General features: G+C 66.7%; 8 protein-coding genes. 4 read left to right on the top strand and 4 right to left on the bottom strand.

What is annotated here, in order from left to right; all coding sequences use genetic code 11:
- The first annotated feature begins 5 nt into the window (after positions 1-5).
- Positions 6-1,457: a vWA domain-containing protein gene (locus DKG74_RS04430; RefSeq protein ID WP_165837530.1), complete on the top strand. Its 1,452-nt coding sequence runs from the start codon at positions 6-8 to the stop codon at positions 1,455-1,457.
- Here DKG74_RS04430 and DKG74_RS04425 read toward each other — a convergent pair.
- Complete coding sequence (locus DKG74_RS04425; RefSeq protein ID WP_109903047.1) at positions 1,454-3,535, bottom strand: molybdopterin-dependent oxidoreductase; 2,082 nt, start codon at positions 3,533-3,535, stop codon at positions 1,454-1,456. The two genes, DKG74_RS04430 and DKG74_RS04425, sit on opposite strands and share 4 nt — an antisense overlap.
- A 292-nt stretch (positions 3,536-3,827) precedes the next feature.
- Between DKG74_RS04425 and DKG74_RS04420 the strand changes: the two genes are divergently transcribed.
- Positions 3,828-5,804, top strand: a complete 1,977-nt coding sequence (locus tag DKG74_RS04420; protein WP_109903045.1) for a hypothetical protein — start codon at positions 3,828-3,830, stop codon at positions 5,802-5,804.
- The gene (locus tag DKG74_RS04415) at positions 5,801-6,694 is read left to right on the top strand and encodes a hypothetical protein (protein WP_133251497.1); all 894 of its coding nucleotides are present in this window, start codon (positions 5,801-5,803) and stop codon (positions 6,692-6,694) included. The genes DKG74_RS04420 and DKG74_RS04415 overlap by 4 nt, the downstream gene beginning before the upstream one ends.
- A 28-nt stretch (positions 6,695-6,722) precedes the next feature.
- On the opposite strand, the gene polA is transcribed toward DKG74_RS04415, so the two are convergent.
- Positions 6,723-9,542 carry a DNA polymerase I gene (gene polA / locus DKG74_RS04410; protein WP_109903041.1) on the bottom strand — a complete coding sequence of 940 codons (2,820 nt, stop codon included), beginning with the start codon at positions 9,540-9,542 and terminating at the stop codon, positions 6,723-6,725.
- Positions 9,532-9,714 (bottom strand): zinc-finger domain-containing protein, encoded by a 183-nt coding sequence (locus tag DKG74_RS04405; RefSeq protein WP_109903039.1) that lies wholly within the window; start codon positions 9,712-9,714, stop codon positions 9,532-9,534. Before DKG74_RS04405 ends, polA begins: the two co-directional genes overlap by 11 nt.
- A 237-nt stretch (positions 9,715-9,951) precedes the next feature.
- On the opposite strand from DKG74_RS04405, the gene DKG74_RS04400 reads away from it, so the two are divergent.
- A complete protein-coding gene (locus DKG74_RS04400) occupies positions 9,952-11,331 on the top strand; it encodes a mannose-1-phosphate guanylyltransferase/mannose-6-phosphate isomerase (protein WP_109903037.1) in 1,380 nt (459 codons plus the stop codon).
- A gap of 21 nt (positions 11,332-11,352) precedes the next feature.
- Here DKG74_RS04400 and DKG74_RS04395 read toward each other — a convergent pair whose 3' ends face one another.
- Positions 11,353-12,099, bottom strand: a complete 747-nt coding sequence (locus DKG74_RS04395; protein ID WP_109903035.1) for a TerB family tellurite resistance protein — start codon at positions 12,097-12,099, stop codon at positions 11,353-11,355.
- Between the last annotated feature and the right edge of the window lie 54 nt (positions 12,100-12,153).

Here is a 12,153-nt window from a genome sequence, read left to right as displayed (position 1 = left end):
CATCCATGGCATCGAGACCCGCCACCCTGGCGCCCATGCCCCAGCCCGCAGGCGACCGTTTCCCGGAGGCAACGGCCAATCCGGTGAAGCTGGTGACGGAGGAACCGGTCTCGACCTTCGCCGCCGATGTCGACACCGCGTCCTACGCGGTCGCCCGGCGCTTCCTGCGCCAGGGCATGTTGCCGCCGGCCGAAGCGGTGCGGGTCGAGGAGATGGTGAATTACTTCCCCTACGAGCTGCCGGCGGTTCAGGACCGGGATCAGCCCTTCTCGGCCCGCGTTGGCATCATGCCGGCGCCGTGGAATGCCGAGGCGAAGCTGATGACCGTCTCGATCAAGGCGATGAGCCTCGAGGCCGGGGCGCGGCCGCCCCTCAACCTCGTGCTCGTCATCGACGTCTCGGGCTCGATGGCGGGGCCTGACCGGCTCGATCTGGTCAAGTCGTCGCTGCGCGATTTCGCCCGCGACCTGCGGCCGGGCGACAAGGTCGGCATCGTCGTCTATGCCGGCGCGGCCGAGGTGAAGCTGGAGCCGACCTCGGACAAGGACGAGATCATCGACACCATCGACGGACTTTCCGCCGGTGGCTCCACCGCCGGGGGCGCGGGGCTGAAGGAAGCCTATGATCTCGTTCGCCGCCACTACGCCCGGGGCGCGGTGAACCGGGTCATCCTCGCGACCGACGGTGATTTCAACGTCGGCAACACCGATCCGTCGACGCTCGCCGATTTCGTCGAGGGGCAGAAGAAGAAGGGGATCTATCTCTCCGTCATCGGCGTCGGCGTCGGCAACATGAACGATCTGCTGATGCAGGCCATCGCCCAGAAGGGCAACGGCAATGCCTATTACGTCGATACCGCGCTGGAGGGACGCAAGGTGTTGCGGGAGGAAGCCGCCTCGACCCTGATCCCCGTCGCCGACGACGTGAAGTTCCAGGTCGAATTCAATCCCGCCCGGGTCTCGCAATATCGCCTGATCGGTTACGAGACCCGCGCCCTCGCGCGGGAGGATTTCAATGACGACAAGGTCGATGCCGGCGACGTCGGCTCGGGCGCTTCGGTGACCGCGATCTATGAGATCGTGCCGGCGGGCGGCCGCACCGCCATCGACCCCTTGCGTTACGGTTTCGCCGGGCCGCTGCCGGTGCGCAAGCATGGCGACGAATTCGCCCTGCTGCGCATCCGCTACAAGCTGCCGGGCAACAGCACCAGCCGCCTGATCGAGCGCCCGGTGACGAGCCGGGACGAAGTTTCGAGCCTCGCGCAGGCGAGCGAGGATCAGCGATTCCAGGCCGCCGTCGCCGCCTATGCTCAGAAACTGGCGGGGGCCAGCCAGGTCGCCGACCTGTCGTGGGACGAGATCGCCAATCTGGCCGACGGCGCGCGCGGTCGCGACCCCGAAGGTTACCGCGCGGAATTCGTCCAGCTGGTGCGCACCGTCGACGGCCTCGCGCCTTAAGCGACCGCGCGGACCTCGACCGGCATTCCGTTCAGCACCGCGTTGCCGCTGGCGGCGTCGAGCAGCGCCTCGTCCGAGAGGTCGTTGAAGGAGACGCCGCCGGCCCCCTTGGCCACGGACAGGCGGACGCCGTCGCGCGTCCCCTGACCCCAGCCATGGGGCAGGCAGACGACGCCCGGCATCACATCCTCACTCGCCTCGACTTCGATCCGCACTTCGCCGATGCGGCTGGTGATGGCGACGGTCTGGCCGCTGCGGATCTGGCGCAATTCCATGTCGGCGGGGTGCATCTGCAGGCGGTTGCGGATCGGTCCCTTGATCAGGCGCTGGCTGTTGTTCATCCACGAATTGTTCGAGCGGACGTGGCGCCGCCCGATCAGGACGAGGGCGTGGCGCTCCCCCGCCGCCGCCATCAGGCGCGGCAGATCGGCGAGGCAGCCGGCCGGCGCCGCCTCGATCCGGCCGCTGGCGGTCAGCAGCCTTTCGGGCAGGGACGGGCGCAAGGGGCCGAGGTCGACGCCATGGGGCGCCGCCCGCAGCCTCCCGAGGTCGAGGTCGTAAGGGCCGACCTGCAGGCCCATGTCGACCAGCATTTCCGGCGACATCATGTGGGGCGCGTCCTGCCCCGTGGCGGCGGCGAAGGCCTCGGCGATGCCCGCCAGCACTTCCCAATCGTGCAGGGCGCCTTCCGGCTTCTCGAACAGCGGATCGGACCAGCGCGCGACATTGCGCACGGCGAGGGTCAGGAAGGCGAGATCGTAGTGCCCCCGCTCCAGCGGCGAGCAGGGCGGCAGGATGATGTCGGCGTGGCGCGTCGTCTCGTTGACGAAGAAATCGACGCTGACCATGAACTCCAGCCGCTCGAAGGCGGCATCGAGCCGACGGCCGTTCGGGGTCGAGGAAACGGGATTGCCGGCGACGGTCAGCAGGGCGCGGATCTGACCCGGTCCCCCGGTCTCGATTTCCTCGGCCAGCGCCGCGACCGGCAGGCTGCCGGCGAATTCGGGCAAGGCTCGCACCCGGCTGGTCCAGCGGGCGAAGCCGCCGGCCGCGCGGGGCGCCATGCCGGCCTCGATCGCGGGATGCGACAGCAGCGTGCCGCCCTCCGTGTCGAGATTGCCGGTCAGCAGGTTCAGGAGCTGGATCGCCCATTGGCACAGGGTGCCGAAAGCCTGTGTCGAGGTGCCCATGCGGCCATAGAGGGCGGCGCGGGGCGCGGCGGCGAGATCGCGGGCGAGACGCCGGATGGTCGCCGCCGGAAGGCCGCTGCCGTCTTCGGCGAATTCGGGGGTGAAGGGCTCGACCGCCGCCCGCACGGCGTCGAGACCGGCGGTGAACACCGCCAGCCGCCCGGCATCGGCCAGTCCTTCCGCGAAGAGGACATGGATCATGGCCAGCAGCACCAGGGCATCGGTTCCAGGGCGGATGAAATGGTGGTCGTCGGCGACGCGGGCGGTTTCGGTGCGGCGCGGATCGACCACGACCATGCGCCCGCCCCGGGCCTTCAGCGCGGCCAGCCGGCCGGGGAAGTCGGGCACGGTCATCAGGCTGCCGTTGGAAGCCATCGGGTTGCCGCCGAAGACCAGCAGGAAATCGGTACGGTCGATATCGGGAATGAACAGGTAGTTCTGATGGCCATACATCCAATAGGCCATCAACTGGTGCGGCAACTGGTCGACCGAGGTCGCGGAATAGACCGACTTGGTCTTGAGCAGGCGCAGCAGCGGCCCGCCCCCGGTCAGCATCCCGACGGAATGAACCGTCGGGTTGCCGAGATAGGCACCGATGGCGTCACGGCCATGGACCCTGGCGATCTCGGCGAGGCGGGTGCCCACGGTCTCGAACGCCTCGTCCCAGGAAATCTCGACGAAGTCGTCGCCGACGCGCTTCACCGGATGGCGCAGGCGCTCCGGGTCTTCATGCAGGTCCTTGAGCGCGACGCCCTTGGGGCAGATATGGCCATGGGACAGCACATCGGCCCTGTCGCCGCGGATACCCGTGACCTTGCCGTCCTCGACCGTGATTTCCAGCCCGCAGATCGCCTCGCACAGATGGCAGGCCCGGTAATGCGTCGCCATGACGTTCCTCCCCCCCAATCGGTCTTTATGGCCGATTGTTCTTTTGGATCGAGGGTAGGCCGTTCGGAAAAGCGACGCCAGCAGGTCTTTTCAGGCGGGGGACGGGGATGGAAGGGCGGGATGCGGCTGAGCAAATGTAAATTCATGGTTGTGTTTAATGTGTTTTGATTCGATATAATTTATTTCAGATATAATTATAAACCAATGGTGGCAAATGGTCATTCCGCAGGCGGTCCAGCGATGTTTCAGCGTGGCCATGGCCATTTTGCGAAGGCTCTGGCGGTGTATCCGTGTGGCCACGGCGGTGATCGGCGGCGCGGTCATCCTGACCCTCGTTGCCGGGCTGATCTTCGCGGAGCCGTTGGCCCTGAGCGGCGCGGGCATCATCATGTCCACTGCCAAGCCCCCGGATGTGAGGGAGCCCCCCCAAACCAGCGGAGATCGGCCCTATTCCAGTGACGATGTGCAGGTCATTGGCGGTCGTGGGGAAGGTATCGACTGCTCGGTCCCCTGGCTGGCGTCCGCCCTGGTGCTTCCTCCTGGCGCAAAGGGACAGCCGTTGGTCCTGGAAATGCGCCAAGCCTGCGTGACACACGATTATTGCTACAGGCATGGGGCGGCGACCTACGACTACACGCAAGCCGATTGCGATCGCGCACTGCTGGACCAGGCACTGAAGCAATGTGTCTTTATCGTGAGTAAAGAGGAGGTCGACAATCAGGGACCCGAATGGCAAGCGTGCCTGAATCGGGCGCGGCTCATGTCGCTGGGTGTTACTTTCGGGGGCAGCGGTGCCTTTCGCACGGCCGAACTTCCGCCCGATCGCGGCCCGCACGAAGTGGGGTCGAGCTATTTCGACTACGATCCCTATCCGTTGAAATCGGCGAGTTATCACATCTATCGGATCGCCGATGCCCCGGCCGACGGCCCGACGCCAAAGGCGCTGTACGATTTCTGGGTCCGGCCATCGGGCATGATCGTCGACATCTATTCCCTGAGCGCCACCGGACCCCTGGGGAAGGCCCGCGTCAGTTACGAACTCGACGGCAATCCGAATTTCCTGACCACCGCCCCCCTCGTCATGCGCGCCGGCAATGGCGAGGATTGGCTGATCTGGTGGCGCCGCGAGACTTTGTTGTCGACCAAAGGGCAACTGGTGGGCATCGCCCCGGGACGGGCGACCACAGCGGACTGGGCCTGCCTCGGTGGACGACGGCCCCAGGCGGATTGCAGGAAGGTGCGTGCCCCTTTGCTCGATCTCAAGGTCGGATATAGCGACCTGACCGAAGCTGACCCCAATCTGTCCGAACTCCTGCCCGTGCCCGGCGTCTTCGCCGATGGGGACGTGCTGCGTTTCATGGCGAGGCCGCAGCACGGCTGCAATGCCGGTGGTAACGCCCTGTGTTTTGCCCTGTTCGACATCGACCTGAAGCACACCTTCGGCGTCCAGAGGCAGGATCAGCTCATTGCCCGGGATAGTTTCAGCAAGGCGGAGGAGGACGTCAGCAAATTCAATGAGGAACTCCGTTACGGCAATTTCGTCGCGATGCCGATCGCGAGCCAGTGGCCGGGCGCGGCGAAGCCGTCGCTGATGTGGTTCCGCTCCGCCAAAGATTTCAAGCACGAGACGATCTTGCGTCGGCTCGCGGTCGTTCCGCGGAGCGATGGCCATGGACTGACCGGCGGAACCGAGGGCTACCTGCGGCTGAAGGGGTTCACGCAGGGGCATGACCCGGCCTTCCTGCTGGGACGCCATACGGACCATCCGGTCATGGCGGCTTTCGTTACGAAGGACAGCGACTTCCATCTCGACCGCTGGCCGCTGCCTGCGCCCGAGGCGGTGGATCGCGACAAAGGAATCCTCGTCGAGCCGCTGGATGACGCCGCGATCTTTTCCGGCCTCGATGCGTCATGGCTGATCCGGCCGCCGGTCGTCGTTACCGAGCGGGGAGAAAGCACGATCTATTTCTCCCGGGTGACCTGGCCGGACGAGGGACCCGGGCTGACCCTGGAGTGGTCATTCTGGCGGGTGGGCAGCGGCGGGATGCCGGTTCGCCTCGGATGCGGCCGCATGTCGGAGAGGGCGGAGAGCGAGTCCGCCGCCGGGCAAGCGCCACTGACCGCGTCGGAAACTCAAAATATCGCGAGCGGGCCGTTCATGGTCGTCGATCTCGATGGGGATGGCACGCGCGAGTTCGTCGTGCCCTATCGCCGGGACGGCGGTGGTCTGGGGGCCGTCATCCACAGCATGGGGGGAGGTCTGCGATGAAAGGTGAAGGGGTTTTAACACAAAGTGGAAAGGTCCTTGCCGGATTGATCGCCTTGATCTTCACGATCCTGGTGGTGAGCGCCGGGGTGCTGATGTTCAAGGATGTGTCGGCCGCGGTCGGCTTGCCGATGCTGGCCATCGCCGCAGTCGCCCTGATGCTCTGCCTGCTCGGCGTGATGTCCGTGCTTTACGCGGCCTATAATCTCCAGGACAAGTCACAGGCTCTGGCCCTGCCTGAAGGGTCGATCCGTGCCGTGATCGCGCTGATGCTGGTTGTGCTCTTCGCCATTCTGGCGATTTATCTCTATGGCAGCATATCGTCCGGCCAGTTCTCCGCCCTGGGTGAAGTCGCGTCCGCGTCCGTCGAGACGCTGAAGGCGCGATTCCCAGAAGGTTACATTGTCGCGGTGGATGTTCCGGGCAGGAGCGGATTCCAGAATGTCTGGATCAAATTGGGCGTGACGCCCGAGGGCAATGATTTCGCCAAGCAGGTCCTGGTGCTCGTCGGCACCCTCGTCACGTCGATATCCAGCTTCTATTTCGGCTCCAGGTCGGGAGGCGAAGGAAAGAACCGGCCCCTGCTGCCCGAGGAGGGCAAGAAAGACGCGGTGCCGCAGGTCCAGTCGGTGGAGCCCAAGGCCTTCGCCCCCGGTAGCGGCAAGGCCAGGGGGCGTCTGCTCGGCGAATTTCTGGACGGGGTCACGGAACTGAACCTCGCCAATGGCAGTTTGCGACTGCCGGCGACCGTCGTCTCGGCCGCACCCGGCGAGGTGGCCTTCTCATTCGATCCGCCGGCCGACATGGCGACGGGCACCTGGGATATCGTTGCGACCAATGGGGCGGGGCAGTCCAGCAGGCTGAACGCCGCGATTGAAGTCAAGGCGCCATGAGTGGAAACGCGTGATCGCGATTCCGCTCTTAATGCGCCTCGGCCCAGGAATGACCGGTGCCGGCTTCGACGACGAGGGGAACGGATATGTCGACGGCGGGCAAGGCGGCGCCCTGCATGACGCGGACGACGACGGCTTTGGTTGCCGCGACCTCGGCGTCGGGCACTTCGAACACCAGTTCGTCGTGGACCTGCAGCAGCATCTTCGCCGCGAGGCCGGCCTCGCGCAGGGCGTCCGGCATCCGGATCATGGCGCGGCGCATGATGTCGGCGGCGGAGCCCTGGATCGGGGCGTTGATCGCGGCCCGTTCCATGAAGGCGCGGCGCGCCGCGCTCTTGTCGTTGATGCCGGGGACATGGCATTTGCGGCCGAAGATCGTGCCGACGAAGCCCTGCCGGTGCGCCAGTTCCTTCATCGCGTCCATATAGGCGCGGATGCCGGGGAAACGCTCGAAATAGCGTTTGATGTAGGCGCCGGCCTCGCCCTGCGGGATGCCCAGCTGATTGGCGAGACCGAAGGCCGAGATGCCGTAGATGATGCCGAAATTGATCGCCTTGGCCCGGCGCCGGATCATCGGGTCCATGCCTTCGACCGGAATGCCGAAGACTTCGGACGCGGTCATGGCGTGAATGTCGATGCCCCTGGCGAAGGCGTCCTTCAGGGCGCCGATGTCGGCGATATGGGCGAGCAGGCGCAATTCGATCTGGCTGTAGTCGGCGGACATCAGCACGGTGCCCGGCGCGGCGACGAAGGCGCGGCGGATCTTGCGGCCTTCCTCGGTGCGGATCGGGATGTTCTGCAGGTTGGGATCGGTCGACGACAGGCGCCCGGTGGAGGTCGAGGCCATGGCGTAGGACGTATGGACCCGGCCGGTCTTCGGGTTGATCTGGGCCTGCAGCGCGTCGGTATAGGTCGATTTCAGCTTGGCGAGCTGGCGCCAGTCGAGGATTTTCTGCGGCAGGGCATGACCCTGGCCGGCCAGTTCTTCCAGCACATCGGCGCCAGTGCCCCAGGCGCCGGTCTTCATGCGCTTGCCGCCCGGCAACTTCATCTCGTCGAACAGAATCTCGCCCAGCTGCTTGGGGCTGCCGACATTGAAGCTGCGCCCGGCGAGCTGGTGGATTTCAGCCTCCATCTCGGCCATGCGGGCGGCGAAATCGGCCGACAGGCGGGCGAGTTCGGCCCGGTCGACCAGGATGCCGGCCGCTTCCATGTCGACGAGGACGGGCGACAGTGGCCGCTCCAGCGTTTCGTAGACCGTCAGCACCCTTTCCCGGAACAGGCGGGGTTTCAGGGCCTGATGGAGGCGCAAGGTGATATCGGCATCCTCGGCGGCGTAGCGCGTCGCCTCGGCGAGGCCGACCTCGTCGAAGCCGATGCGATCCTTGCCGGTGCCCGTCACCTCGTCGTATTTCACCGTCTGGTGGCCGAGGTGCAGGCTGGCCAACTCGTCCATGCCATGGCCGTGGGCGCCGCCCTCGAGGGCGTAGGAGATCAGCATCGTGTCATCGAAGGGCGCGATGGCGATGCCGTGCTGGCGCAGCACCAGCATGTCGTATTTCAGGTTCTGCCCGACCTTCAGCACATCGTCCGCTTCAAGGAGCGGCTTCAACGCGTCGAGCGCGTCCGCGACCGGGATCTGCGCCGCGACCTCGCCGTCGAGGGCAAGGCCGCCGCGCGCCCGGTGGCGCAAGGGGACATAGGCCGCCTTGCCCGCCTCGATGCTGAGGGAGAAACCGACCAGCTCCGCCTGCATGGCGTCGAGCGAGGTGGTTTCCGTGTCGAAGGCGACGATGCCGGCGGCGCGCGCCCGCGCGATCCAGCGTTTCAGCGCGGCAAGATCGGTTACCGTCTCGTAAGCCGTGGTGCCGGGCGCCGCCGGGGCCTCGGCCGGCTTGGCCGCGACGGCGGCCGCGTCGGCGGCGCGGGCGGCGGTGCCGGCGAGGGGGGCGGCCAGCCGGCTGCCCAGCTTGTTGCGCAGGCTGCGGAAATCGTTTTCTTCGAGGAAAGGCAGCAGCTTGGCGCTGTCGATGGCGCGGATGCGCAGGTCGTCGAAGCCCGTGTCCATCGGCACGTCGGCCTTCAGGCGGACCAGCTCGCGGCTGATCCGGGCGAGGTCGGCGTGGGTCTCCAGATTCTCGCGCCGTTTCGGCTGCTTGATCTCGCCCGTCCGCGCCAGCAGCGTGTCGAGATCGCCATAGGTATTGATCAGCTCGGCCGCGGTCTTCTGGCCGATGCCGGGCACGCCCGGCACATTGTCGGTCGGATCGCCCATCAGGGCCTGGACGTCGACCACCTTCTCGGGCGGCACGCCGAATTTCTCGATCACCTGATCCGGGCCGATCGAGCGGATCTTCACCGGATCCATCATGTCGACGCCGCCGCCGACCAGCTGCATCAGGTCCTTGTCCGAGGAGACGATGGTGCAGCGGGCGCCGCGCGCCTTGGCGGTGGCGGCCAGGGTGGCGATGATGTCGTCCGCCTCATAGCCTTCGAGTTCGAGCGCGGGGACGTTGAAGGCCGCCGTCGCCTCGCGGATCAGGGCGAACTGCGGGATCAGGTCTTCCGGCGCCGGGGGCCGGTGGGCCTTGTATTGGGGATAGATATCGTTGCGGAAGGTCCGCCGGCCGGCATCGAAGACGACGGCGAGATGGGTCGGCCGGTCGCCATTGTCGAGATCGGCGAGGAAGCGCGCCATGATGTTGGCGAAGCCCAGCACGGCGTTGACCGGCGTGCCGTCGGCCCGGGTCAGGGGCGGCAGGGCATGGTAGGCCCGGAAGATATAGCCCGAGCCGTCGACGAGATAGAGATGCTCGCCCCCGGCCGCCGCGCCCGTCTCAGTGGGCATGAGCGTGCGAATCGCCCTCGAGGATGTAGAGCTTGCCGCAATAGGGACACTGCACCTCGCCCCGGCCTTCCATGTTCAGATAGACGCGCGGATGCCCCAGGGCGCCTTCGCCGCCGTCGCAGGCCACGATGGGGGTGTCGACTTTCTTCGTCTCGGGCGCTTCGGTCGCCATGGCTGTTCGGTCTCCTGGAAAAGCGGGCGGATATTAACGCAGCCTAGCCTGCTGTCCACAGCGAGGGGAGATGGATTCGTTAGACCTATTCGGGGCATTGTCTCTGCCGCCCCGCCGTGGTCAAACAGGGGCTTCCCGCCGTTGCCGGACGGCCGGAAAAAGGATGCGCCGAACGGGAGGAGGGCCCTGAGCGGCGGGTCCGGTTCGCTTAAGCATTTCCAAGGGGTGGAGGATTTGATGTCGACTATCGTTCCCGTCGTTTTGTGCGGCGGTTCTGGCTCGCGGCTGTGGCCCGCCTCGCGCAGCAGCTACCCCAAGCAGTTCTTGACCTTCGCCGACGAGACCTCGCTGTTCCAGCAGGCTGTCGCCAGGGTCGCCGGCATCGGCCGGCCGCTGATCGTCACCAATGCCGCCTATCGCTTCCTGGTCGCCGAACAGCTGCGCCTGATCGGGGTGGAGGCGGATATCCTGCTCGAGCCCTTCGGCCGCGATTCCTGCGCCGCCATCGCCGCCGCCGCTGCCTTCGCCGTCCGCCGCGATCCGGCCGCGACCATGGTCGTCGTCGCCGCCGACCATGCGATTCCCGATACGGATGTCTTCCTCGCCGATGTCGCCCTCGCGGTCGAGGCGGCGGGGCAGGGCCTGCTCGTCTGCTTCGGCCTGAAGCCGACGTCGCCCGCGACGGGTTACGGCTATATCAGGCCGGGCCGGCCGCTGCTGGGCGGCAAGGTCCACGAAATCGGCGCCTTCGTCGAAAAGCCGGACCTCGAGACCGCGAAACGCTATGTCGCCGAAGGCCTGTTGTGGAATTCGGGCAATTTCGCCTATCGCGCCGATGTCTTCCTGTCCGAACTCGCCGCCTTCCAGCCCGCCGTGCTGGCGGCGGCCGATGCCGCGGTGGCCAAGGCCGCGCGCGATTTCGATTTTGTGCTGCTCGACCCCGAAGCCTTCGGCCAGGCGCCCAAGATTTCGGTCGACTACGCGGTGATGGAGCGGACGGCGCGCGCCGCCGTGATCGCCGCCCGCTTCGACTGGTCCGACGTCGGCACCTGGTCGGCGGTGCAGGGCGTCTCCCCCGCCGACGAGAACGGCTGTGCCGTGGTCGGCGACGGCATCGTCGCCGACAGCCGCAACTGCTTCGTCTATTCCCCGGACAAGCTGACCGTGGTCGGCGGGCTCGAGAATGTCATCGTGGCGACGACCAAGGACGCGGTCCTCGTCGTCTCGCGCGATTATTCGGAACATGTGAAGCAGCTCGTCGGCAAGCTGGAGAAGGGCGGCCGCAGCGAGGCCAGCCATCACCGCGAGACCCTGCGGCCCTGGGGCGCCTTCGAGGCGCTGGACGCGGGCGACGGCTATAGCGTGAAGCGAATCACGGTGAAGCCGGGCGGCCGCCTCGTGCTGCAGAGCCGCCTGCGTATTCCCGAATACTGGATCGTGGTCGGCGGCACGGCGGTCATCGGCACCGGCGCGGAAAGCCAGACCGTGCTGGCCGGTCAGGCCGTGCATATCCCGGTGGGCGACAAGCGGGTGATCGACAATCCGGGCGAGCTTCCCTTGCGCCTCATCGAGGTGCAGACCGGCGCGACCGGCGGCGAGACCAGCGCCTACGACTGACGGTTTACGGGAAACGGGGCGTCAGGCGATGCCCCGCTCCTTCTTCACCTGTTCCCAGGCGGCGTTGATCTTGGCCAGGCGCTCGGTCGCGATCTGGATGAATTCCTCGGGCATGCCCTTGGCGACCAGCATGTCCGGGTGATGCTCGCGCACCAGCTTGCGATAGGCGGCCTTCAGCGCAGCCTCGTCGAGGTCGCGGGTGACACCCAGCACCGTGTAGGGGTCGCCCCGGTCGGGGCCGAGGTGGGCGGCGCGGATCGCGGCGAATTCCGTGTCGGAGAATCCGAAGATGCGGGCGACCGCGATCAGGAAATCCAGCTCGGCCTGATGGACGACCGCATCCGCCTTGGCGATGTGGAACAGCCCGTCCAGCAATTCCTCGAGCACGGTCCGGTCGTCACCCATCACGGCGCGGATCTGCGCGGCATAGGGCTCGAAGCCGGCGGCGTCTTCTTTGGCGCGGTCGAAGATGCGGGCGACCTGGCCGACCTCGCTCTCGGGCACATGGAAGACTTCGCGGAAGGCCTTGATCTCGTCCCGGGTCACCGTGCCGTCAGCCTTGGCCATCTTGGCGCCCAGCACGATGACGCCGACGGTGAAGGCGACGCGCCTTGTCTGTTCCCGGCCGGCAGCCTCGCGCGGGGCGCCAGGCAGACCTCCTGCCAGCGTGTCGACCGCATGGCCGGCCAGCCCGCCCAGCAGAGCCCCGATCGGCCCCCCGAGGGCGAAGCCCGCCGCGCTGCCGATGATCTTGCCCCAGATGCTCATGGCTGTCCTGCCCGACCCGTGATTGACTCGTGAACCGCCGCCATGGTGTGAAGC

The sequence above is a fragment of the Zavarzinia aquatilis genome, assembly GCF_003173035.1.
Classification (GTDB): domain Bacteria; phylum Pseudomonadota; class Alphaproteobacteria; order Zavarziniales; family Zavarziniaceae; genus Zavarzinia; species Zavarzinia aquatilis.
Note: the sequence above shows the minus strand (reverse complement) of the source record. Positions and strands in the feature narration are given on the sequence as shown.

Coding starts and splice junctions, on each gene's coding strand:
- DKG74_RS04430 (WP_165837530.1), top strand. CDS start 6: ATGGCATCGAGACCCGCCACCCTGGCGCCCATGCCCCAGCCCGCAGGC.
- DKG74_RS04425 (WP_109903047.1), bottom strand. CDS start 3,535: ATGGCGACGCATTACCGGGCCTGCCATCTGTGCGAGGCGATCTGCGGG.
- DKG74_RS04415 (WP_133251497.1), top strand. CDS start 5,801: ATGAAAGGTGAAGGGGTTTTAACACAAAGTGGAAAGGTCCTTGCCGGA.
- polA (WP_109903041.1), bottom strand. CDS start 9,542: ATGCCCACTGAGACGGGCGCGGCGGCCGGGGGCGAGCATCTCTATCTC.
- DKG74_RS04405 (WP_109903039.1), bottom strand. CDS start 9,714: ATGGCGACCGAAGCGCCCGAGACGAAGAAAGTCGACACCCCCATCGTG.
- DKG74_RS04400 (WP_109903037.1), top strand. CDS start 9,952: ATGTCGACTATCGTTCCCGTCGTTTTGTGCGGCGGTTCTGGCTCGCGG.
- DKG74_RS04395 (WP_109903035.1), bottom strand. CDS start 12,099: ATGAGCATCTGGGGCAAGATCATCGGCAGCGCGGCGGGCTTCGCCCTC.